The sequence below is a fragment of the Acidiphilium iwatense genome (genome assembly GCF_021556475.1).
GTDB classification, from domain to species: domain Bacteria; phylum Pseudomonadota; class Alphaproteobacteria; order Acetobacterales; family Acetobacteraceae; genus Acidiphilium; species Acidiphilium iwatense.
The window spans coordinates 90,830-113,503 of record NZ_JAKGBZ010000009.1; the positions used below are offsets into that span (position 1 = coordinate 90,830).

Consider the following 22,674-nt stretch of genomic DNA (forward strand, 5'->3'; position numbering starts at 1 on the left):
TAGTCTGCAATGCTGTTCAACTCTTCCGTTTTCGTCATGGGGTTCCTGCCGGCGTTTCTGGTCGGCTTCGCGCTGGCGGGGTGGCGGTTCGGCGCGCGGGCGGCGCTGGGCTTTCTGCTGCTGGCGAGCCTGTTTTTCTACGCGTGGTGGAAGCCGGTGTTTTTGCCGTTGCTGGTGGGGTCGATCGTCGGGAATTATGCGATCGTTCAGATTATGCGGACCGCGCGGCGGCGCAAGGCGTGGCTGGTGTCCGGATTGGCGGCGAATCTCGGCCTGCTCGGGTGGTTCAAGTATGCCGGGCTGTTCGCCGCGACCGGGGCGGCGGTTCTGGGCGTCAGACTGCCCGATCTTGGCATCATCCTGCCGCTGGGGATCAGTTTTTTCACCTTCCAACAGGTGATGTTTCTGGTCGATAGCTATCGTGGCGAGGCGCCGTCGTGCGGGTTTCTGGATTATGCGTGTTTCGTGGGGTTTTTCGCGCACCTGATCGCCGGGCCGATCGTGCGGCCGCGCGAGATCATCCCGCAATTCGCCCGCCACGACGGGCGGGTGCGCCAGGCCGATCTGGTCGCGGGGATCGAGATTTTTCTGCTCGGGTTGGCCAAGAAGCTGGTGCTGGCCGATAGCCTCGCGAAATTCGCCGATCCGGGTTTCCGGGCGGCGGGTGCGGGGCATCAATTGTCGCTCGTCGAGGCATGGGTGGCATTATTGGCCTACGGAGCACAAATCTATTTCGACTTTTCCGGCTATTCGGACATGGCGATCGGGTTGGCGCGGATGGTGGGGATCGGGTTTCCGCTGAATTTCCGCAGCCCCTATCAGGCGCGCGACATCAGCGATTTCTGGCGACGCTGGAACATCACGTTGTCGGTGTTTCTGCGCGACTATTTATATATCCCGCTCGGCGGCAACCGGCGCGGCGAGGCGCGCCGCAATGCCAATCTGATGATCACCATGCTGCTCGGCGGGCTGTGGCACGGGGCGGCGTGGAGTTTCATGCTGTGGGGCGGACTGCACGGGGTTTATCTGGTCGTGCATCACCAATGGCGGCGCACCGGGTGGCGTCTGTCGGGTGCGGTGGTGCAGGCGATTACGCTGTTCGCGGTGCTGATCGCCTGGGTTCCGTTCCGGGCCGGAACGATGCGGGCGTGCTGGATCATGCTGCGCGGGCTGGCCGGGTTGGGCGGGGTGTTGTTGCCGGCGATGATCGTCAGGGCGATGCCGGTTTTGCGGCTGGTGGCGCGGCCGGTCGCGGTGCTGCCCTGGCTGGGCGCCGCGCGGACCATGAGCGTGGTGCAGGGCTCGGCTTTGCTGGTGCTGGCCTGGGGGATCATTCTGCTGGCGCCCGATATTCATAGCCTGCGGGTGCGGGGCAGAAACGCGGCGCTGGTGGCTGGGTTCGCCTTCACCGTGCAGGCGCTGTTTTTTGCGCCGTTCGCGCGGCCGTTCATTTATTTCCAGTTCTGATGCGGCGGTTGATCCTGTGCGGGTTAGCGTCGCTGGGGTTGTATTTCGCGGCGTTCGGGCTGGTGCTGGACCGGCCGCTGTCGCTCGGGCTGCTGCGGCTGGAGATGCGCCAGAAGCTGGCGCGCGGCGCGCGTCTGGCATCGCCGAAACTGGTGATCCTGGCGGGATCGAACGGGCCGTTTTCCCATTCGTGCCGGGTGATCGGCACGATGCTGCGGATGCCGTGCGAGAATGCCGGAATCGCGGTGGGGGTCGGGCTCGACGATCTGTTCGCGCGCTGGGCGAGGCTGCTGCGGCCCGGCGATGTCGTGTATCTGCCGATGGAGGTGCAGCAATACGGGGTGACGCGCGCGCAGAACCGGATGGATGTGGATGGGGCGATCCTGTTCCGCCACGACCGGGCGCTGCTGTGGCGGCTGGGGATTGACCGGGCGTTGGGCGGCGCGTTTTTCAACACCATGCCGGATGGGCTGGAGGCGATCGCCGAAATGGCGGCCCATGCGGCCGGGTTCGGCCATCCGCGCGCGATGCTGGCCACGCAATATGACCGGCAAGGCGACCGGATCGGCACCACCCTGGCGACCGCCGACACCGCGTTTCTGCTGACGCTGCATCGGACCGAACCGAAGGCGCTGGCGATAACCCATGGTTATGGCACGCGGCTGATCGCGCGCTTCGTTCGCGAGGAGACCAGGCGCGGGGTTGTGGTGATCGGCGGGTTGCCAAGCGATTTCGATACGGTGCGGCTACCGCGCGCGGATATCGCGGCGATCCGGGCGGCGTATGCAAAGAATGGCGGGCGTTTCATTGAACTGGCGAATCGGAGCCGGTATCCGCGCGCCGATTTTTACGACAGCGAGGATCATCTGGCGCAGCCTTGTCAGTATTGGCATTCGATGCTGGTGGCACGCGCATTGGCGGCGATGCTGCGGCGGCGCGTTGTTGCGCCGTCGGTGACGCTGCGAAGGCTGGCGGCGACGTGCCCGTCCTTTACCGCGAGTCATTGGATGCGGACGGTGCCGCCTGTCGTGATTGCGGTGGGATTGGCGAAGCCTGGGACGGCAAAAGGCAGATCGACCGACGTGGTGAGCCGGTAGGTGACCATGGTTTCCGGCGTGCCGGTCGGGCAGGTTCCGTTGCTGGCGGAAGGCGTGCTCGATCCGTCGGGTTGCAGGCATTCCTGGGGCGGGGTTTGCGGGTAGGTCGCGGCCATGCCGATGGGGGCGATGGCGGTCCGGTTGATCGCGCCGAGCAGGGTTTGCAGATCCTGGATATTGGTCGCGTCGTTCGGGTTGCTCCAGGCGAAGTAGTACAGCGTGTGCAGCGCGGCATCGGTCTGGTAGCGCGCGGCGAGGGCGAACAGCCCATCCCACGCGCCGAGGGTGAGCGGGATGAGAAAGAACGCGCTGACCAGGGCGACTTCGACGCTGACGCTGCCGCGTTTGTCGCCGACGCGGGATTTCATGACAGAGGCGCGTTCAGCACCGGCTCGATATCGCCGGTCCTGATGGTGACGCCGCCGAAGACTCCGGACATGGCGAGCGGCTGCCACACATAGGTCGCGCTGACATCGACCCAGCCGCCGGGCAGGGTGGCGATGGCGACATTGCCGGTGCCGGCATTGCAGAGGGTGAGCGAGCCACCCCAAATGACGGCGAGCGGCGGCGCAGAGGATGCGGCGATCGGCGGGGTGATGCGCGCGGCGAACCGGGACTGGATTTTGGATGTCTCGGCGCAGACGCCGGAGGAGATGCTGCTTGCCGAAATCGTGCCGAGATTGTTGCTGGTGGTGACGCTGGCATAGCGCGCGGCGGCGACGGCGCCTTCGTGCAGCGAATCGTAGGTCCAGGCGAGATCGCCGAGATTGACGATGCCGAACATCAGGCCGAACAGGACGAGGCCGCCGATCGCGAATTCGACGGCGGCGACGCCGCGCCGGTCGGCGAGGAGTCGCCATCCATGCGAGCGCCCGCGCATGGATGGCGCCGATGCTTCGCATCTCGCGATGACGGGGCGTGAGTTCATTGCGAGAGAAACACCGTGCTGGTTCCCGTCGCCGATGCGGCGACAAGTTCGGAACCGGTCGGGTTGGCGATCAGCGGCATTCCCTTGCCGCAGACCGAGACCGCATTGTTCAGCGCGATGGTGCCGACCGCGCCGCCGCCGGAGGCGTAGCTGAGGCCGAGATTTGGATTTGTGCCGGACGAACTCGAATTGAACAGCGAGCTGCTCGACCCCGTGCAGGAAGCGAGCGCCGCGGTGATTGGCGCGGAGCTTGCGTTCGGGCCGAGATTGCCGCCGTAGGTGGGCAGGTCGAGATTCGTGTTGGTAGTGGTTTCGCCTTCCTGCCAGCTCACGGCCTGGCCGTTCACGAAATCAACCGTGGTCGTGTAGGTATCGGTGGTGGAATAGGCGCTGTTCGTCGGGACGGTGTAGGGTGAGGTGGTTGGTCCGTCGACGGTGTTGCCGGTGTCGAGCGTGGTGGTCGTCACGCCGTTCGACGTGGAGGTGATCTCGGTCGGGCAGATCGGCGCCCCGCTCGATGCGACACCGACCGGCAGCACGCCGAGCGGGCAGAGCTGATCGACGATGCTGGTGCCCCGGCCATCGGTCGAATCCGACGTCATGCTGCTGGTGAACACCAGGACGCCGTTCTGCAATCCGCCGGAATAGATCGTGGTCTGGGTATCGAGGATGAGGTTGCCGATCTGGCTGCCGCCGAAAAAGAACGCGGCGTTCGGATCGTTCGAAGGGCCGAAGGCGTCGGATGTGGACATCAGCAGATTGCCGTCGAGAATCTGGAACTGGTCGGTGCCCTGATTGGCGACGAAATCGAGCGTGACGCCGGGATCGATCTGCAGCCCGCCACAATAGGCACCCGCCGGGATGGTGCAGAGATTGGCGGCATCGCAGAAAGAGCTGCCGGGGCCGACCACGATGGGTGCGAAGCTGTAAACCGCGGATTGCTGGTAGCCGCCGTCGCCACCGCTCCAGCCACCCCAGCCGCCGCCGGCCGATTGGACCAGGGTTGCCGGGCCGAAAAAGGTTTGCACCCCGTTCGCGACGACTGAACTCGGCGCGCTTGCGCTGGCCGTCGGGTTGCTCGGATCATAGGAGGCGCTGCAGCCGGGGACGTAGGAAGGCCGGTTGGTCGTGAGGCCCGGCGCGGGCAGAACTCCGCCATTGTCGTTCAGGCGGATCGGCAGATCCTGCACCGTGCCGGACTGGCCCTGGGCAAAGCCGGTGAGCGGCTGGATCAGCGACGTGTTGCCGCAATCGACCGGATCGACGCCGGCGACATGGGTGAAGCCGACGCCGTCGCCGTTCGGCGTGACATAGGTGTAGCTGCTGGAGCTGAAACAGGTTGCCGACGGCGGCGGCGTGTAGTTGCCCTGGAGTGCGGCGACGGCCGACGCCTGGAGGATGGGTGTGCCGGAGTAGACGACCGATGACAGGAACTTATCACCTGGCGCCGCAGCGGTGACCGCGACATTCACTCCGTTCGGCGACGTGCTGGGCGCGACGATGAAGGAAGCCGAGCCGGGCGTAAACTTGAACTGATCGCCAGTGGCGGCGTTGGCGGCGTTGGCGGCAACCGCCTGCAACGCGGCCTGATTGATGGTGCCGAGCCGGGCGGCGGCCAGCGCCCCCGCATCGGCGGCGGTTTGCAGTGCTTCGTGCGTGCCGTACCAATAGGTGACATCGACGGCGAGGGCAGAGAAGCCCACGATTACGGGTGCGGTAAGTGCCACGATGACGGCGACCGCCGCGCGGCGATCGCGCAGGCTGGACGCGAAGCGCAAAATTGCCTGTTTCACCCAACGAACTCTCCCAAGGACGCCATGACTGGTCCCGTGGCCGGGCGGGACGGCGCATGGTCAATCCATGCGTCGCGTCGGGGCATTATGGCAGGGGATGGTTAACGAACGGTATGCGCACCGGGCCGCGGATTGTTCCACGAATTCCGGTTGACAAGCGATATTTGTTGTCTGTAATTGATAAAAAACAGGCAGAGCGGATATGAAAATTCTGTCCGCGGCGCCTGTCGCGCAATGAATACAAGGGAGAAGAAATGTCCAGATCGAAATCCTGGCTTGTCGCTGGCGGCGTGAGCGCGGTGGCGTTGCTCGCGGCGGTGAACGCGCGGGCGGCGCCGGTCCATGCCGCGACGATGACGCAGTTTCAGTCGAAATCGGTGTGTGTCGATCCACATCCGGTTCATGTCGATTTCGCGCATCTCGTGGTCGGGTTCTCGCAGTCGGAATCGAATGCGAACCCGTTCCGCGCGGCGGAGACGAAATCGGTGAAGGATGCCGCCGCTTCCCTGCACGTGAAGCGGCTGATCTACACCAACGCGCACAGCAATGAGGCGCGGCAGGTCGCCGATGTCGAGAACATGATCAACCAGGGCGCGCAGGCGCTGGTGATCGCGCCGCTGAACGCGACCGGCTTGCAGCCGGCTTTTGCCCAGGCGGCGGCGAAGCATATTCCGATCATCACACTGGACCGCCATACGGCGGGAACGATGTGCACGGATTATCTGAGCTTCATGGGCTCGAACTTCTACGTCAAGCAGGGCGAGATTTCGGGCCGGGAACTGGCGAAGGCCACGCACGGCCATGCGATCGTCGCCGAAATCCAGGGCGCCTACGGCAATTCGGTGGAGGCGGCGCGGACCAAGGGATTTGCCGAGGCGCTGAAGCAATATCCGGGAATGAAGATCGTCGCCGAGCAGACCGGCAACTGGTTCACTACCGACGGCGAGAAGGTGATGAGCCAGATCCTGCTTGCGCATCCGAACGTCAACGCTGTGTATACCCAGAGCGATACCATGGCGTTCGGCGCGATCACCGCGTTGCGCGACGCCGGCAAGAAGCCGGGGCAGGTGAAGATTGTCACGATCGATGGCACCAAGCAGGGCGTACAGGACATCGTCGATGGCTGGATCTATGCCGATGACGAGACCAACCCGCGCTTCGGGCCGCTGGCCTGGCACGAGATCGGCAACTGGTTCGACGGCAAGAAGGTGCCGCAGCACGTGGTTCTGAAAGATCATCTCTATACCAAGGCGAACGCGGCTTCGGCGCTGAAGGCGAACGTGCCGTTCTGACCCGAGCGCCCTGGAGCGTGGCGACTTTCAGTCGATCACGCTCCAGCCTTTGTTTGGGCGAGCAATTTCATGGCTTTGCGGATCGCTTCGCGAATTCCGCTTAAGCCATATTGCTCTGACGGCGGCCGGAATCCGGTTTCATGGGTTCCGGCCGGAACCGCACTGAAAGTCGTGGATTGACAGGATTTCCGGCCATGCTATCGTCAAATCAGAACATAGTTCCGAATAACGGAACAAAAAGTCGGATGCGGGCTGCCGGCATCGCGCGGCGGCCGATGCGGCTGAAGAGACTCCCGATACATCCCGACCAATTTCGATCTGACGATGGCTGAACAAACGGAGGAAACTATATGTCCAAAACGAAAACCCTGCTTGCGTCCACGGCATTCGGTGCGTTGGCTCTTTTGGGCGTGGCGACCGCACAGGCGGCGCCGGATCATGCGGCGCAGATGATCCGCTCGACATCGAAGGCGGTATGCGTCAATCCGCACCCGGACCATGCGAAGCTTTCGGCCCTTGTGGTCGGATTCTCGCAGTCGCAGGGCAATGAAAATCCGTTCCGCGCGGAAGAAACCAAGTCGCTGAAGGACGCGGCGGCATCGTTTCATGCCAGGCGCTACATCTATACCAACGCGCACAGCAACGAAGCGAAGCAGGTCGCCGATGTCGAGAGCATGATCAACCAGGGCGCGCAGGCGCTGGTGATCGCACCCTTGAACGCGACCGGGCTGCAGCCGGCCTTTGCCCAGGCGGCGGCGAAGCATATTCCGATCATCACCATCGACCGGCACACCGCCGGCACGAACTGCACCGATTATCTGAGTTTCATGGGCTCGAATTTCTACAAGCAGGGCGAGATTTCCGGCGAGCAGCTTGCTCGCGCGACCCATGGCCATGCGGTGATCGCGGAAATCCAGGGCGCTTACGGCAACTCGGTCGAAACCGCGCGCACCAACGGGTTCGCCGCGGTGATCAAGAAACATCCGGGGATGAAGATCGTTGCCGCGCAGACCGGCAACTGGTCGACCACCGACGCGCAGAAGGTGATGAGCGAAATTCTGCTGGCCCATCCGAACGTGAACGCGGTCTATACCCAGAGCGACACCATGGCCTATGGCGCGATCACTGCCTTGCGCGATGCGGGCAAGAAGCCGAGGCAGGTGAAGATCGTCACCATCGATGGCACCAAACAGGGCGTGCAGGATATCGCCGATGGCTGGATCTACGCCGATGACGAGACCAATCCGCGCTTCGGACCGATCGCGCTGCACGAGATCCAGAACTGGCTGGACGGCAAGCCCGTGCCGCAGCACATCGTGATCAAGGATCATCTCTATACCAAGGCGAATGCCAAGGCGGCACTGAACAGCGGCGTGCCCTACTGAGGCGCGCGCGGAATGGCGCCGATTCTGGAAACCCGCGATGTGTCGAAGCGGTTCGGCGCGGTGCAGGCGCTGCGGAGCGTTTCCTTCGCGCTGAACGCGGGTGAGGTGCATGGGCTTGTCGGTGAGAACGGCGCGGGCAAATCGACGCTGATCAAGATCCTGACCGGGTTCTACCAGCCGGATGGCGGAGCGATTCTGCTCGGCGGCGAGCCGGTGCATTTCGACAGCCCGCGTGCCTCGCAGAGGCTCGGCGTCAGCGCGGTGTATCAGGAGATCAACCTGATCCCCGAACGGAGCGTGGCGGAGAACGTGTTTCTCGGCCACGAACCTAAACGGTTCGGCGTGCTGATCGACCGCAAGAGGATGGACGCCGAGGCGGATGAGTTGCTGCGGCGTTATGATTTGAAAATCGATCCCCGCGCGCGACTGGGCGCGCTGGGGCTTGGGCTGCAGCAGATGGTGTCGATCGCGCGCGGGGTGCGCCTCGGCGCGCGGGTGGTCATTCTCGACGAGCCGAGCTCGGCGCTGACCGGAGCGGAGGTGGAGACGCTGTTTCGCGCGGTCGACCGGCTGAAGGCGGACGGGATCGCGATCCTGTTCGTCAGTCATCGGCTATCGGAGTGTTATCGGCTGTGCGATCGGCTGACTGTGCTGCGCGATGGCAGCGTTGTGGCGAGTGCCGCGACGGCGGAGCTGCCGCGCGCGGCGCTGATCGGGGCGATGCTGGGACGCAGCGCCGAGAGCATCCATCGGGTGCGGCCAGCGCGCGTGCCGCGCGAGGCGACGCCGGCGCTGGAAACGCGGGGGCTGCGCTGGCGCACCCGCGTGCGCGATGTGTCGTTCGCGGTGCGGCCGGGCGAGGTGGTCGGGCTGGCCGGGCTGCTCGGCGCGGGGCGGACCGAGACGATGAAGGCGAGTTTCGGCGCGGAGACCAAGGAGGCGGGCGAGGTGCGGATCGCGGGCGGGCCGGTTGCGTCCCCCACGCCGGGGCGCTCGATCGCGGCGGGGTTGGCGTTTCTCTCGGAGGACCGGCGCGCCGAGGGGATTTTCCCGAAATTGTCGGTCGCCGAGAACCTGGCGGCGACGGCGCTGCCGGCGCTGGCGCGGTTCGGCTTCATCTCGCGTAAAAAGCAGGACGCGATGGTCGCACGGTTCACCCGTGCGCTCGGGATCAAGGCGGCCGGCCCGGGCGCGCCGATCACCTCGCTCTCGGGCGGCAATCAGCAGAAGGTTCTGCTGGCGCGCTGCCTTGCGACCGCGCCGCGCGCGATCATGCTGGACGATCCGACGCGCGGCATCGATGTCGGCGCCAAGGCGGAGGTTCACGAGGCGATCCATCTTCTGGTCGAGGACGGGCTGGGAGTGCTGGTGACATCGTCGGAAATGGAGGAGTTGATGGCGCTTGCCGACCGGCTGGTGGTGCTGAACGAGGGTGCGGTGAGCGGCGCGCTGAGAACCGAGGGTGCCGCAGTGCAGGACGTGCTCGACATGCTCGCGGCCCCGCATGAGGACGCGCCGGCGTGAGTGCGATGGCGGCGTCGCGCGGCAGGCTGGCGGCTCTGGCCGAACGGGCGGGACACGATTCGCCGCTGGCGCTCGCCCGGGCGCACAGCGTGTACGCCGCGTTTGCGGTACTGATCGTGATCGATCTGCTGTTCACCCCAGGGTTTCGCAATGTTTTCGTGATTCGCAATTTGCTGTTCGCGGCGGCGCCGGTGATTCTGGTCACGTTGGGGCAGAGTCTGACCATCGGGACACGGGGGATCGATCTGTCGGTGGGTTCGGCGATGGGCCTGGCGGCCGCGGTGATGGCGCTGGCGCTGGCGGGCGGGGCGTGGCTCGCGGTCGCGGCAGGGGTTGGCGCCGGGCTTGCGGTGGGGCTGATCAATGGAGGTCTGGTCGCGGCACTCGACATCAATCCGCTGATCTCCAGCCTGGCGCTGCTGGTCGCCGCGCGCGGCACGGCCGAGGCGCTCCTCGACGGCTCGCGCGTGAGCTTGCCGGAAGGCGGACTGTTTGACGTGCTCGGGATCGGCGCGGTGTCGGTGATTCCGATCGTCGCGATCATCGCCGTGATCGTGGCGGGGCTGGTCGCGGTGATGGTCCGCACGACGGTTTTCGGGCGATCTCTGCTGTTCATCGGCGCCAACAAGGCGGCGGCGATCCTCGCCGGGATCAAGGTGCGGCGCACGCTGCTGCTGGTCTATGCGGCGAGTGGCCTGCTCGCCGGGCTTGCCGGGGTGTTCGCCGCGGCTCGGCTCGGTGCTTCCGATCCGAATTATATTGGCGTGAACTACGAACTCGACGCGATCGCGGCTTCGGTGATCGGCGGCACGCCGCTATCGGGCGGGCGAGTGTCGATCCTGGGTGGGGTGGCCGGCGTGCTTCTGCTCCAGGTGCTGGGGGCGAGCTTCATCATGAACGACATCAATTTCAGCTACGCACAGATTCTGAAGGCGCTGTTCATCGTGGCCGCGCTGTATCTGCAACGGGCGGGAGGCTGAGCGTGTCCGCGGCGGTTCTTGCGGCGCCAAGCGCGGAACGGCGTGCAAGGATGATCGCGCTGATCCAGTCGCGCGGCGCGATCGGGGTGCTGGCGCTTGCGGCGATTATCGCGAGCCTGCGGTTTCCCTATTTCGCGACCGCGAATAATTTCGAGAATATCGGCACGGCGGCGAGTTTTCTCGGGCTGGTCGCGATCGGTCAGACCTTCGTGATCATTCTCGGCGGCTTCGATCTGTCGGTAGGATCGCTGATCGGACTCGGCTCGGTTCTCGCGGCCTATAGCGTACCCTACGGATGGCTGCCCGCGCTGCTGGTACCGGCGCTGGCGGGGTGCGGGATCGGACTGATCGACGGACTGCTGATCGCGCGCGCCGGGATGGCGCCGTTCATCGTGACTCTCGCGGCTTTGCTGGGCGTGCGGGGCCTGGCGCTGGTTCTGGCCAGGAACAGCATGGTGATCGCGCAGCCGGGCATTTTCGGGCTGATCGCTAACGGGCAGATTCTGGGAATAAACAATCTGATCTGGATTCTGCTGATCGGCTTCGCGCTGGCCGCCCTCGTGCTCAACCGGACCCGCTTCGGGGTCGCGGTTTTCGCGATCGGCGGCAACGAGGAAGCGGCGAGAATGCTGGGCGTGCCGGTGATCAGGGTGAAGGTGATCACCTATATGCTGTCGGGCACGCTTGCGGGCCTCGCGGGCGCGCTGCTCGGGGCGCATCTGTCGTCCGGGCTGGCGACCGCCGGACAGGGCGAGGAGCTGAAATCGATCGCCGCCGCGGTGATCGGCGGGGTGCTGCTGACCGGCGGGGTGGGCACCATGGCGGGTGCGCTGTCGGGCGTGCTGCTGCTCGGGCTGATTCAGAACGTGATCGACCAGATCGGTAATCTCAGCTCCTATTATCAGAATCTCGCGAGTGGGGTTTTTCTGCTGCTCGCGGTGCTTGTGCAGACCGTGCTGACTCGACGGCGTGCTTGATGTTTCGTGATATGGAACTGTTTTCTATATATTGCCAGACAGCCTGGGCTCGCTTATGGTCGAATCCGTCGAGCATTTCGGCCCCTGTTAGTCGAATTCCGGGCCGTCTTCGTCCAAGTCAAAGCACCTGAAGGGGAGACAATCATGACCGATAAAATTGAGGAGAAGATCGCGGAAACCGTGGCCGGACGCCTGCCGCGCCGCGCGATGATGCATGGCGTGTCGCTGGCCGGGGCCGCGGCACTTCTGGCGGCGGGCGCGAAAACCGCCGAGGCGGCTGGCAAGATGCCGTTTCCCGCGCATCCGCGCTGGAAATTCGTGTTCGTCAACCATGTGACCACCAATCCGTTCTTCGTGCCGACCCAATACGGCATTCACGACGCCTGCGAGTTGCTCGGCTGCACGTATCAATGGACCGGATCGCAGACCTCCAACGTCGCGCACATGGTCGATGCGATGAATACGGCGGTGGCCGGCAAGGCCGATGCAATCGCGGTGCCGATCGTCGATCCCACCGCGTTCAACGCGCCGACCGCGAAGGCGCTGAATGCCGGGATTCCGGTGTTTGCCTACAACGCCGATGCGCCAGCCAATTCCGACAACAAGCGCCTCGCCTATATCGGCCAGGATCTGTTCAAATCCGGCTATCAGATGGGTGCCAGGATCGTGAAGCTGGTGGGATCGGGTGAGGTTGCCCTGTTCATCGCGACACCGGGGCAGCTCAACATCCAGCCGCGCATCGACGGTGCGGCGGCGGCGATCAAGAAGCTCGGCAAGACCATCAAGTATCACGAAATCGCCACCGGCCCGACGGTGAACGAGGAGTTGACCAAGATCAAGGCTTTCTATCTGGGCCATCAGAAGATCAAGGGGATGTTCGCGGTGGATGCCGGAAGCACCCAGGGCGTCGGCGAGGTGATGCGCCAGTTCGGATTGTCGAAGAAGGGCGTTCACGCCGGCGGGTTCGATCTGCTGCCGAAAACCCTCGATCTGATCAATGCCGGATTCCTCGATTTCACCATCGATCAGCAGCCCTATCTGCAGGGGTTCTATACGGTGATGGAGATGTTCATGTACAAGGTTTCCGGTGGCCTGGTAGGGCCGGCGGATATCAATACCGGGCTGAAATTCATCACCAAATCCTCGGTGAAGCCGTATCTGACGACCAAGACGCGCTACGAGGGCAATGCCTCGAAGGCGCAGATCGTGCCGCGCACCGGCCCGATCGCCGGTTGATGCCCGCCGTGGCGCTGTCGGTCAGTTCCGGCGGCGCCATCTCTTACCGATAACGGAGTTGGGATGAGCGCAAGCCTGAGTTTTCGCCAGCGCGGCACGCGGTTGCTGGCGCTGCGCGAGGCGAGCATCGTGGTCGTCGCCCTGTTGCTGTTCGGGTATTTCTCGGTCGTCAACGGGAATTTTCTGACCGGGCCGAACCTGCAGACGCTGTCGCAATTCGTTGCACCCTCGGCGATCATCGCCTGTGGTGAGATCATGCTGCTGATCTGCGGCGAGATCGATCTTTCGGTGGGGCAGGTCTTTGCGCTGGCCCCGTTCATCATGGCGTTCACCGACAAGGCCGGACTGGGGCTGTTCGTCGGCTTCGTGTTCGCGATGATCGTCTCGGCGCTGATCGGGCTGATCAACGGCGCGGTCACGGTGCTGCTGCGGGTGCCGAGTTTCGTCACCACGCTGGGCACGCTGTTCCTGATCAACGGATTCACCCTGACGGTATCGCGCGGATTTCCGATCAACACGCCGGGCGGCCAGACGGTCGCGAATATTTTCGGCGCCGCCGGCTACAACGAATTCCTGTGGGCGATATTGATCGTGGCGATCATGCACATGGTGCTGCGCCACCGGCGCTGGGGTCTGCACACCATCGCGGTGGGCGGCAATCTGACCGGCGCGACCGAAGCGGGGATCAACGCCGCGCGGATCAAGATCGGCAATTTCATGCTGACCAGCGTGCTTGGCGGAATCACCGGAATTCTCGAAGCCTTCCGCATCGGCTCGACCGATCCGCTCGCCGGTGGCACCAATATCATGTTTCTCGCGGTCGCTGCCGGCGTGATCGGCGGCACCTCGCTCGCCGGAGGGTCGGGGACGATCATCGGCGGGCTGATCGGCGCGATCGTGCTCGGCGTGCTGCAGGACGGGTTTACTTTGCAGGGCATCAACGCCTTCACCTTCGACATGATCATCGGCGCCGCCATCCTGATCGCGATGATCGCCAATATCCATGTCGGGCGGTTCAATCGCGGAGGCCGGCAATGAGCGCCGTCACCGGCAACGAGGCGCTGCGCGCGACCGACATCACCAAGAATTTCGGCAGCATTTCGGCGCTTTCCGGTATTTCGCTGCATGTGAACAAGGGCGAGGTGCTCGGCATTCTCGGCGATAACGGCGCCGGCAAGTCGACTCTGATGAAAATCATCACCGGGTTTCACAAACCGACTTCCGGGCAGCTTTTCATCGGCGGCGAGGCGGTGTCGCTCGCCTCGGTCGATCATGCGCGCGCGCTCGGGATCGAATGTGTGTATCAGGACCTCGCTTTGGTCAACACGCTGCCGATCTATCACAACATGTTTCTCAATCGCGAGTTGCGCACCCGGTTCGGGATGCTCGACCATCGCGCCATGCGCAAGCGCGCGGCCGCGGCGCTGGAGGATATTGGCGTGAACGTGCCCTCGGTGGACGATGAGGTGGCGATGCTGTCGGGCGGCCAGCGCCAGGCGATCGCGATCGCGCGGGCGGTGTATACCGATGCGAAGATTCTGCTGCTCGACGAACCGCTCGCCGCGATGGGGGCGCGCGAGGCGGGGCTGATCATCGACCTGATCCAGCGCCAGCGCGCGAAGGGCGACATTTCGATCATCATGATCATGCACAACTACGCGCAGACTTTGGAAATCGCCGACCGGGTCATGATGATGCAGCGCGGCACGGTGACGTTCGAGGGGGCGGCGAAGGATACCTCGGTCGAGGCGCTGCTGGAGATCGTGCGGCGCGAATACCGCGCGATGCGTTCACGCTAACAGAGTGAGAGAGAATGACCGAGATCAAGACGGCGATCTATCCGAGCCTGCGCGATCGCGCGGTGTTCGTCACCGGCGGCGGCGGCGGTATCGGCGCGTCTCTGGTCGCGCATTTCGCCGAGCAGCACTGCAAGGTGGTGTTCGTCGACATCGATCAGGCGGGCGGCGAACGGGTCGCCGCCGCGCATGCGGACAAGGATTATCCGGCGCCGATCTTCATCCGCTGCGATCTGCGCGATATTGACGCGTTGCGCGCGGCGATCGCCGAAGGTGCGGCCAAGGCCGGCAAGTTCACCGTTCTGGTCAACAACGCGGCGCATGACGAGCGGCACGACACGCTGACGGTGACGCCGGAATACTGGGACGAGCGGCTGGCGGTCAATCTGCGCCATCAGTTCTTCGCGGCGCAGGCGATCATTCCGATGATGCGCGAGGCGGGCGGCGGCGCGATCGTCAATTTCGGGTCGACGAGCTGGCATGTCGGGCAGGGCGGGATGCCAGCCTATGTGACGGCGAAGGCCGGGATCGAGGCGCTGACCCGCAGTTTCGCGCGGGATTTCGGCAAGGACGGGATTCGGGCGAATTGCATTCTTCCGGGCTGGATCATGACCGAACGGCAGATCGAGAAATGGCTGACGCCGGAGGCCGAAGCCGAATTGATGCAGCGCCAATGCATGAAGGAAAAGCTGACGCCCCCCGATGTCGCGCGGATGGCGCTGTGGCTCGCCGCCGATGACAGCCGGCTGATCACCGCGCATAATTTCTATGTCGATGCCGGCTGGGTCTGACCGCGCCGGGCCGGGCCGATGATCGGCGTCGATTGGGGAACCAGCAGCCTGCGCGCCTTTCGCATCGCCGATAACGGCGCGGTGATCGAAAGCCGGTCTTCGGCGCGGGGCATCATGACGATAACCGATCGCCGGTTCGAGCCGGTGTTGCGCGCGGAAATCGGCGACTGGCTGGCGGCGGGCGAGACGCGGATTCTGCTGTGCGGCATGATCGGCAGCCGGCAGGGCTGGCGGGAGGCGCGCTATCTGCCGTGTCCCGCCGGAATCGTCGATCTGGCCGGGCAGCTCATTCCTGTCGGGTTCGACGGCGCCTCGGTAATGATCGTGCCGGGGATCGCGACCGAGGACGCGGACGGCGTGCCCGAGGTGATGCGCGGCGAGGAGACGCAGATTCTGGGCGCCGCTTCGGCCGAACGCATGGTAGCCTGCCTGCCCGGCACCCATTCGAAATGGGCCAGCGTGGCGGGCGGGCGGATCGAAGGGTTCACCACCTATATGACCGGCGAGATTTTCGCAGCGCTCGGCGAGCACACGATTCTCGCGCGCACCCTGCGGCGCGCACCGATCGACGAGGCGGCCTTCGACGAGGGGCTGGCGCGGGCGAGGGTTGCAGGCGGGCTGCTGCACCATGTTTTCGGCGTCCGCACCCGCGTGCTGCGCGGCGGGTTGAGCGAGGCGGCGGCGTTTTCCTATCTGTCCGGGCTGCTGATCGGGCATGAAATGGTTTCGGTGTTCGGCGGCGGTATCGGGATCAACGACAAGATCCGGGTGATCGGATCGGGTGCGCTCACCGCGCTCTATGCGCGGGCGATCGGCGCCTATGGCGGCGAGCCGGTGACGATCGGCGAGGCCGCGACCGCCGCGGGGCTCGCGCTTCTGGGGGGGCGGGTGACATGGCAATGAAGGAATGGCTGGCGCGGTCGAAGCTGATCGCGATTCTGCGCGGAATCAAGCCGGATGAAGCCGAAGCGGTCGGCGCGGCGCTGGTGGCGGCTGGCATCGTCATTATCGAAGTGCCGCTGAATTCGCCCGCGCCGTTCGAGAGTATCGCGCGCCTCGCGCGGGGGTTCGCCGACCGGGCGCTGATCGGCGCCGGCACGGTGATGACCGACGGCGATGTGGCGCGAGTTGCGGAAGCGGGTGGCGGGCTGATCGTTACCCCGCACGCCGATCCGGCGATCGTGGCGGCGGCGAAGCGGAGCGGGATGCTGGCCGTGCCGGGATTTTTCACCCCGGCCGAGGCGTTTTCGCTGCTGCGCGCGGGGGCCGACGCGCTGAAACTGTTTCCCGCCGAAGGTGCGAGCCCGGCGATGCTGCGCGCGCTGCGCGCGGTGCTGCCGCCCGAGATGCCGGTGCTGCCGGTGGGCGGAATTGCGCCGGAGACCATGGCGCCGTGGTTCGGGGCGGGGGCCGCGGGATTCGGGATCGGCTCGGCAATCTACCAGCCGGGCGATCCACCGGCGATCGTTGCCGGCAAGGCGCGCGCGTTCATGGCGGCACTGAATCAGGGCAGGTTCTGATCAGGCGGTGGTGCTGACGGTCCAGGTCGCGGTCTTGATCGGGCCGGCCTTCTCCAGCGCGGCGACGACCGCATCAAGCTCCGCCGGCTTCGCATTGGTGGGCACCAAGGTCGCCGCCAGTTCGACCAGCTCGTCGCTGTCGGACAGGGTTGCGATCTCGCGGATCGGGTAATGCGCGGCCTCCAGCTCGGAGAACAGCAGGTCGCGCACATCCGACACGTCGGCCGGGTCGCACAGAGCATGGATCGCGTATTGCGCTTCGGTGGCGCGCGCGTCGATCGGCCGGCGGTTGATGTAGTTCACCAGGGGACGAAGCAGCGTGTTGCCGGCGAGGATGAAAACGGTCAGCAAGGTGGCCTCGGCGGAGTAGCCGCAGCCGCAGAACGCGCCGACCGCAGCCGAGCACCAAAGGGTTCCCGCCGTGTTGATGCCACGGATATTGGCGCCCTCCTTCAGGATGACGCCGGCGCCGAGAAAGCCGATGCCGGAGACGATGTAGGCGACCACGCGGGTCGATCCGGCGGGACCGGCGAACCCCGAGATCGGCGAAGGCGGCGGCGCCGAGGGCGACCAGAACGGTGGTGCGCAGGCCGGCATCGCCGTCGCTGCCGCCATTGGCGTTCGGCACCGATCAGGGTGCCGAGCACGAAGGCGACCGCGAAATCCGCGACGGTGGTCAGAAAAGGCACCTGAGCGAGCATGGCGATCTCTTTCGCGGTTCTTCAGAAGGCGATCGTCAGTTGGAGCTGGACCAGGACGGCATTCGGTTCGCGCCGCGGCGGATCGTTCGGGTCCGCGATGCCGCCGCCGGGATGGACGATATATTGCAGATCGGGCGTAGCGGTCAGCCAGGGCGCAAGCGCCGCATTGTAGTCGAGTTCGATGTCGGTCTCGCCGGAGGGGATCGGCGCCGGGGTTCCGGCGAGGCGGTTTTGCGCGCGCACGAAGGAGACTTTGCGGGCGCTGATCTTCTCGTAGGCGACCGCGAACGCCGCGCTGTCGCCGGGGCGGGCTGTGAACGGCGCGTCGAGCACGACGCCGGCCTGGGCATCGAGCGAGATCAGGTTCTGTGCGGGCGGGGCATAGGCGATGCGGGCGAAGCCGCGCAGGCGGCGCTTGCCGGTGCCGTGCCAGATCGTTTGGGTATCGCCGGCATAGAGCACGTATTCGCCGCGATCCTGCCGCGCCGGAGCGGGATCGGACCGGGCAAGGCTCCGGCCGGAGGCGGAAACCAGCAGATCGGGCCGGGCCAGCGTGTCGTAGAGACCGCCGATAAGGAACTTTCCCTTGCCGAAATCCGGCAGGCGATAGGCGTAATCCGCCTCGGCAATGGCGAGGGCGCCGACATCGAGCGGGAAAGCGAGACCGCCGGCATCGCGCGCGGGCGGCGGCGGCCCTTCGAGCGGGCGGCCGAGCGGATCGCCGCCGAACAAGCCGATGCGCAGCCGTAGCGGTTTCGTGGCCTGCACAGCGAGCATCGCGCCGGGACCCTCGTAGGAATAGGCGGGCCCGCCGCCGGGCAGATTGTTCGCCATGATGTCGCGATAGGTGAAGTTTGAGTCGAGCAGGGTGGCGGCGGCCGGATTCTGGTCGAAATTCTCGTCGATGCCGAATTTCCCCAGCTTCACATGGATCGCGTCATGCGGCGCGCGCCAGCTCAGATAGGCATCGGCGAGGCGCGCGCCGTCCGGCGCTTCGACATAAGCAAGCCCGCTCAGGCTATGGACGGTGTACGCGGTGGGGCCGTGGCCCTGCGCGACCCAGGCGGACACATAGGCGGTTAGGCCGGAGATGCCGGTATACCGTGCCAGATCGGCACGCGTGGAGAGAGTCAGCAATCCGGAGAACGCGTTGCCCTGGCGTGCGCCGCCGCCGAGCACATTGGACGGCACTGCTTGTTCGGTCGCGCCAAGAGTAACGCCGTTGCCGGCCAGCCAGGACTTCAGCCCGCCCCAGGAGCCGAACAGCGCGTCGCGTTGCCAGAGCGACGCCGGCGCCGGCGTCGTCTGGTTCGGCTGATCCGCCCAGGCGTGGCCGGAGGCCGGCAGAAGCATGGCGCCGGCCATCGCGACGCGCAGGAAACGTGTCGGCATAACCATGGGCCGAGCCATTCATGTCAGAAGTTGAAGTTACGGGATTTGTGGCTGGAATTTTACCCGCCGGCGACGTGGAAAAATCCCAGTCCCATGATGACGAGCATGATGCCGATATAAATCCGCAAGCCCCAGAACACGGCCTGTTGCCAGGGACGCAGGGCGATCCGCCCGATCGGCGCCGGCGGCACGAGCCAGCCTTCGGTGCGGGCGATCGCAGCGATGTCGGCGGCGGTGTCGGTGACGAAACGATCATGGTTGTTCATGGCGGAACCTCAGAGCGCATGGGGGAAAACGGTCGCGATACCGTAGAGGCCGTTGCAGACGATCAGCATAACCATGACGCCGACCGAAAGGACGTTGCGGATCGGTGAATTCACGTGCTCGCCCAGCAACTCCCGGTCGTTGAGCAGCATCAGCAGGAACAGCATGGCGGCCGGCATGAACACAGTGGCGATCACCTGGACGGTCAGGTTGAGGAAACCGACCGGAACATGGGGCAGCATCAGGACGCCTGCCGCGATCGCCGTGCCGAGAATGGCGGGCGCGTAGAAATACAACGACCGGCGTGGCGAGATGTTGACCGAGCGCGGCACGTCGAGTGCCTCGCCGATCGCCCAGGCGGTGCTGGCGGTGATCACGATCGAGGCGATCATCCCGGCCTCGAGCAGGCCGAGCGCGAAGATCACCATCGCGCCGTGGCCGAGCCGCGACCCGATGCCGGCGAGCACCGAATGGTCGCCGAGCGACGCGGCGTTCGGCAGATCGTGCAGATACTGCCCCGAAATCACGATGATCGAGATCGCGACCGCCACCATGCCGATCACGCCGAGCATCAGGTCGCGCCGGCTCGCGGCGATGTCCCTGGGCAGCAGGCCCTTGTCCACCACGCAGGATTGCTGGAAGAACAATTGCCAGGGCGCGATCGTGGTGCCGATATTCGCCGAAACCAGGATCAGGAATCCGGCGGAGAACAGCCCGCCCGGCAGCGCCCAGCCGCTGCCCGTGAAGGTGCGGCCGATCGCGCCCCAGTCGGGGTGGGAAAACAGCGCGAGCGGCACGAACACCAGGTTGAACGCGGCGACGAACAGCGAGATGCGCTCCCAGGTATAATATTTCAGGAAGACCAGGATGCCGACGATGAAGGCGAAGGCGAGCGGGATCGTCACCAGATAGGGGATGTGAAAAATCGCGCTGGCGACCCGGATGCCGATGAACTCGGTCATCAGGGTGAGGATGTTGGCGACCACGAGATCGATCAGCGAGAAGGCGCCCCAGAACGCGCCGTAGCGCTTCCAGATCATTTCGGCATGGCCGCGCCTGGTGACCGCGCCGAGCCGGATGGTCATTTCCTGGACCAGATAGGCGATGAAGCCGAGCGGGATCATCAGCGGGATGAACAGGCTGAAGCCGTAGGTCGCGCCGGTCTGCGCATAGGTGATGACGCCGCCGGCATCGTTGTCGCCGAGCATGACCAGGAGGCCGGGCCCGATCAGCGCGAGGCCGAGGGCGAGGCGGTTGGCGAGGCCGCGCGGTGCTGAACGCAGCCGCTGGATGCGCAGCCGGTCGTGCAGCCGTGCCTCCAATTCTTCGGTATAGGTGATGCGGTCGGCTTCGGCCGGGGCAAGAATATCGGTTTCGGCGGACATCGGGTGCCTCCGTAGGCATGACATGTCAGGGACGGGACGGTGCTGAAGAGGGCGCGACGGCGACAGTGCGGGGAATCAGCCCGATGGCTTGTCCTGGGGCGCCGCGACGGCTTTCCAATACGGGATCAGCCGGCCCGACGGGTCGCGCCGCCAGCAGGCGACGAGCCGGCGGCGTGTTGTCGCGGGATTCGTTGCAATGGCGCGAACCGGCGCGAACGGCCGATCCGATGGCTTCCTGCGAAAGATCATGTGATCCCTCCTCCTGGTCTGCGTTGGTCTGGACCGGGGAGGGATTGGGCGGAGGGGTTCAGCGCGGCGCGCGCGTCACTCCGGCCGCACACCCGGTCCCGGCAATCGTCCAAGCCGCGGGAAACGTCAAAGCCAGCGCAACGCGCCGACTGTCGCCCTCCGAAGATTGGCTGCTAGATCGCGGTTTCATGGTGTCCTTGGATGCTGGTTGACGAAAGTCGGCGAAATTCGCATTCCGCCGGTCGCCGCGCTATATACCCCCTGGCAGTATAAGGTCAAGCGGCGATGCAATATACCGAGACGGAAAAACGCAAGCTGGTGAACCGGCTGAAGCGCATCCGCGGCCAGGTCGAGGCGATGCAGGCGGCGCTGGACGAGGATGCGCGATGCACCGCACTGTTGCAGCAGGCAACGGCGTGCCGCGGGGCGTTGGACGGGTTCATCGGCACGGTGATCGAGCACCATATCCGCCGGCATCTCGCCGATCCGAAACAGGCGGCGGCCGACCGCGCTCAGGCAGCGGAGGAACTGATCGGTGTGGTGCATTCCTATTTGACGTGATGGTGCCGCGTCTTCGCGCCGGGCAAAATCGACATTATCCGATCGTCCTGATTTCGGTTGATCTCTTGATTGAGCGACCGACCATCTCCACCTGATTTCATTGTGGAAAGCCAGATCTGAGCCGCTTCCAGCCCAGTCTAGACCGAAGTTTTCATTGGTCTGAACGAGAATCCCCTGGATTTATTGGCGGATTTTTTGATCTGCTTTTGACGTCTACTGGACACGCATGGGTTCGATCTCGAGGAGGTTGAACTCGAGGAGGTTGAAGGCCGCCGCCTGTAGTGTGGTTGGCGTGGCCAGGGTGGTGAAGGTCGCATGGGGCGCCGCGGCCAAGCCGGCGGTGCAGGGGCAGAACATGGTCGCGGGCCAAAGGCGCCAGGATCAGGCCGGTCGGGGTTGCCGGACCGAGCCAGGCGATTTCCGCGATTTCCGCTGCCGGAGTCACGGCGCCCGCGAGACCGACGCGGAACAATTCGGCCTCGACGATGGAGTCTGCTTCGTTCGCGGCGGGGGCGGAGAAACGGCCGATATAAACCGGACTTGACGTATTTACCGTCACGCCAAGTTCTTCGCGCAGCTCGCGAATGAGGGCGGTGAGCGGGTCTTCATGCGGTTCGATCTTGCCGCCCGGCTGCATGAACGCCTGGGTGCCGCGCTTGCGCACCAGGAGGGTGAGCCCGGCCGGATCGAGCACCAGGGCTGCCGAGATTCGAATCGTCTGCGTCACTGCGCCACGCGCATGAGGCCGTAGCGGTGGAGTTTGCGGTAGAGCGTGTTGCGGCTGATGCCGAGCGCGCTTGCGGTGCCGGCGATGCGCCAGTGCTGGCGTTCCAGCTCGGCCAGGATCTGTCCGCGTTCGCCCGGATCGGCCCGATCGTCGGCATGCCCGGAGTCCGGCGGCGTGGCAGGGTTGGGGCGCGGGGCGAGGCGCGGCAGATGGGCTGGCCCGATCCTGCCGTCCTCGGCGAAGGCGATCGCGGTGCGCAAAGCGTTGCGCAATTCGCGGATATTGCCGGGCCAGTCATGGGCGAGCAGGATCGCCCAGGCATCCTGGTCGATCGTGATCGCCGCATCGTTGCTTTCCTCGCGGCACAATTGCTCGATCAGGGCGGCTCGGTCGGCGCGGGCGCGCAGCGGCGGCATGGTGAGTGCCACGCCGTTGAGCCGGTAGAACAGATCCATGCGGAATGCGCCGTCCGCCACCAGGGCTTCCAGGTCGCGATGCGTCGCGCTGATCACCCGGACATCGACCGGAACCGGGGTGTTGCTGCCGAGCGGGACGATCTCCTTTTCCTCCAGCAGGCGCAGCAGCCGCGCCTGGATGGCGAGCGGCATG

The 22,674-nt window shown here is 65.2% G+C and carries 24 protein-coding genes; 14 read left to right on the plus strand and 10 right to left on the minus strand.

Annotation, left to right across the window (positions count from 1 at the left end):
- The first annotated feature begins 9 nt into the window (after window positions 1-9).
- Window positions 10-1,467: an MBOAT family O-acyltransferase gene (locus L2A60_RS06780; RefSeq protein ID WP_235703616.1), complete on the plus strand. Its 1,458-nt coding sequence runs from the start codon at window positions 10-12 to the stop codon at window positions 1,465-1,467.
- A complete protein-coding gene (locus L2A60_RS06785; RefSeq protein WP_235703617.1) occupies window positions 1,467-2,564 on the plus strand; it encodes a hypothetical protein in 1,098 nt (365 codons plus the stop codon). The genes L2A60_RS06780 and L2A60_RS06785 overlap by 1 nt, the downstream gene beginning before the upstream one ends.
- Here L2A60_RS06785 and L2A60_RS06790 read toward each other — a convergent pair.
- Genes L2A60_RS06790 through L2A60_RS06800 form a run of 3 tightly spaced genes read right to left on the minus strand, consistent with a single transcriptional unit; the run spans window position 2,468 to window position 5,285 of the window.
- On the minus strand, window positions 2,468-2,932 hold the full coding sequence (locus tag L2A60_RS06790; protein WP_235703618.1) for a hypothetical protein: 465 nt from the start codon (window positions 2,930-2,932) through the stop codon (window positions 2,468-2,470). The genes L2A60_RS06785 and L2A60_RS06790 overlap by 97 nt on opposite strands.
- On the minus strand, window positions 2,929-3,444 hold the full coding sequence (locus tag L2A60_RS06795) for a TadE/TadG family type IV pilus assembly protein (RefSeq protein WP_235703619.1): 516 nt from the start codon (window positions 3,442-3,444) through the stop codon (window positions 2,929-2,931). The genes L2A60_RS06790 and L2A60_RS06795 overlap by 4 nt, the downstream gene beginning before the upstream one ends.
- Window positions 3,445-3,488: 44 nt before the next feature.
- Window positions 3,489-5,285, minus strand: a complete 1,797-nt coding sequence (locus L2A60_RS06800) for a pilus assembly protein TadG-related protein (RefSeq protein WP_235703620.1) — start codon at window positions 5,283-5,285, stop codon at window positions 3,489-3,491.
- A gap of 254 nt (window positions 5,286-5,539) precedes the next feature.
- Here L2A60_RS06800 and L2A60_RS06805 point away from each other — a divergent pair, with 254 nt between their 5' ends.
- From L2A60_RS06805 to L2A60_RS06855, 11 genes are all read left to right on the plus strand, one after another.
- On the plus strand, window positions 5,540-6,577 hold the full coding sequence (locus tag L2A60_RS06805; RefSeq protein ID WP_235703621.1) for an ABC transporter substrate-binding protein: 1,038 nt from the start codon (window positions 5,540-5,542) through the stop codon (window positions 6,575-6,577).
- A 350-nt stretch (window positions 6,578-6,927) separates the two neighbouring features.
- A complete protein-coding gene (locus tag L2A60_RS06810; RefSeq protein WP_235703622.1) occupies window positions 6,928-7,962 on the plus strand; it encodes an ABC transporter substrate-binding protein in 1,035 nt (344 codons plus the stop codon).
- Between the two features lie 12 nt (window positions 7,963-7,974).
- The gene (locus L2A60_RS06815) at window positions 7,975-9,486 is read left to right on the plus strand and encodes a sugar ABC transporter ATP-binding protein (protein ID WP_235703623.1); all 1,512 of its coding nucleotides are present in this window, start codon (window positions 7,975-7,977) and stop codon (window positions 9,484-9,486) included.
- Between the two features lie 5 nt (window positions 9,487-9,491).
- The gene (locus L2A60_RS06820; RefSeq protein ID WP_235703642.1) at window positions 9,492-10,466 is read left to right on the plus strand and encodes an ABC transporter permease; all 975 of its coding nucleotides are present in this window, start codon (window positions 9,492-9,494) and stop codon (window positions 10,464-10,466) included.
- A 2-nt stretch (window positions 10,467-10,468) separates the two neighbouring features.
- Window positions 10,469-11,443, plus strand: a complete 975-nt coding sequence (locus L2A60_RS06825; RefSeq protein ID WP_235703624.1) for an ABC transporter permease — start codon at window positions 10,469-10,471, stop codon at window positions 11,441-11,443.
- A 144-nt stretch (window positions 11,444-11,587) separates the two neighbouring features.
- Window positions 11,588-12,679: a sugar ABC transporter substrate-binding protein gene (locus L2A60_RS06830; RefSeq protein ID WP_235703625.1), complete on the plus strand. Its 1,092-nt coding sequence runs from the start codon at window positions 11,588-11,590 to the stop codon at window positions 12,677-12,679.
- A gap of 63 nt (window positions 12,680-12,742) precedes the next feature.
- Entirely contained in the window at window positions 12,743-13,717 is a 975-nt protein-coding gene (locus L2A60_RS06835) for an ABC transporter permease (RefSeq protein ID WP_235703626.1), read from the plus strand.
- The gene (locus L2A60_RS06840; RefSeq protein WP_235703627.1) at window positions 13,714-14,478 is read left to right on the plus strand and encodes an ATP-binding cassette domain-containing protein; all 765 of its coding nucleotides are present in this window, start codon (window positions 13,714-13,716) and stop codon (window positions 14,476-14,478) included. The genes L2A60_RS06835 and L2A60_RS06840 overlap by 4 nt, the downstream gene beginning before the upstream one ends.
- Window positions 14,479-14,492: 14 nt before the next feature.
- Window positions 14,493-15,266, plus strand: coding sequence for an SDR family NAD(P)-dependent oxidoreductase (locus L2A60_RS06845; RefSeq protein ID WP_268920162.1), 774 nt, complete (start codon window positions 14,493-14,495; stop codon window positions 15,264-15,266).
- A gap of 18 nt (window positions 15,267-15,284) precedes the next feature.
- The gene (locus L2A60_RS06850) at window positions 15,285-16,169 is read left to right on the plus strand and encodes a 2-dehydro-3-deoxygalactonokinase (protein ID WP_235703628.1); all 885 of its coding nucleotides are present in this window, start codon (window positions 15,285-15,287) and stop codon (window positions 16,167-16,169) included.
- Window positions 16,160-16,786 carry a 2-dehydro-3-deoxy-6-phosphogalactonate aldolase gene (locus tag L2A60_RS06855; protein ID WP_235703629.1) on the plus strand — a complete coding sequence of 209 codons (627 nt, stop codon included), beginning with the start codon at window positions 16,160-16,162 and terminating at the stop codon, window positions 16,784-16,786. Before L2A60_RS06850 ends, L2A60_RS06855 begins: the two co-directional genes overlap by 10 nt.
- Here L2A60_RS06855 and L2A60_RS06860 read toward each other — a convergent pair whose 3' ends face one another.
- The 5 genes from L2A60_RS06860 to L2A60_RS06880 all read right to left on the minus strand — a co-directional run bounded on the left by L2A60_RS06860 (window position 16,787) and on the right by L2A60_RS06880 (window position 20,777).
- Window positions 16,787-17,401 (minus strand): MgtC/SapB family protein, encoded by a 615-nt coding sequence (locus tag L2A60_RS06860; protein ID WP_235703630.1) that lies wholly within the window; start codon window positions 17,399-17,401, stop codon window positions 16,787-16,789.
- A 107-nt stretch (window positions 17,402-17,508) separates the two neighbouring features.
- Window positions 17,509-18,885 (minus strand): carbohydrate porin, encoded by a 1,377-nt coding sequence (locus L2A60_RS06865; RefSeq protein ID WP_235703631.1) that lies wholly within the window; start codon window positions 18,883-18,885, stop codon window positions 17,509-17,511.
- 53 nt (window positions 18,886-18,938) lie between these two features.
- A complete protein-coding gene (locus L2A60_RS06870; protein WP_235703632.1) occupies window positions 18,939-19,145 on the minus strand; it encodes a hypothetical protein in 207 nt (68 codons plus the stop codon).
- A 9-nt stretch (window positions 19,146-19,154) separates the two neighbouring features.
- Complete coding sequence (locus L2A60_RS06875) at window positions 19,155-20,528, minus strand: NRAMP family divalent metal transporter (protein WP_235703633.1); 1,374 nt, start codon at window positions 20,526-20,528, stop codon at window positions 19,155-19,157.
- A 75-nt stretch (window positions 20,529-20,603) separates the two neighbouring features.
- Window positions 20,604-20,777 carry a hypothetical protein gene (locus tag L2A60_RS06880; protein WP_235703634.1) on the minus strand — a complete coding sequence of 58 codons (174 nt, stop codon included), beginning with the start codon at window positions 20,775-20,777 and terminating at the stop codon, window positions 20,604-20,606.
- Window positions 20,778-21,062: 285 nt separating this feature from the next.
- Between L2A60_RS06880 and L2A60_RS06885 the strand changes: the two genes are divergently transcribed.
- Window positions 21,063-21,338 (plus strand): metal/formaldehyde-sensitive transcriptional repressor, encoded by a 276-nt coding sequence (locus L2A60_RS06885; protein WP_235703635.1) that lies wholly within the window; start codon window positions 21,063-21,065, stop codon window positions 21,336-21,338.
- A gap of 151 nt (window positions 21,339-21,489) precedes the next feature.
- On the opposite strand, the gene L2A60_RS06890 is transcribed toward L2A60_RS06885, so the two are convergent.
- Together L2A60_RS06890 and L2A60_RS06895 are read right to left on the minus strand one after the other, a co-directional pair.
- Window positions 21,490-22,065 (minus strand): NUDIX hydrolase, encoded by a 576-nt coding sequence (locus tag L2A60_RS06890; protein WP_235703636.1) that lies wholly within the window; start codon window positions 22,063-22,065, stop codon window positions 21,490-21,492.
- Window positions 22,062-22,674: sigma-54-dependent Fis family transcriptional regulator (locus L2A60_RS06895; RefSeq protein WP_235703637.1), on the minus strand; the 613-nt coding region annotated here is incomplete at its 5' end. The genes L2A60_RS06895 and L2A60_RS06890, both read right to left, overlap by 4 nt.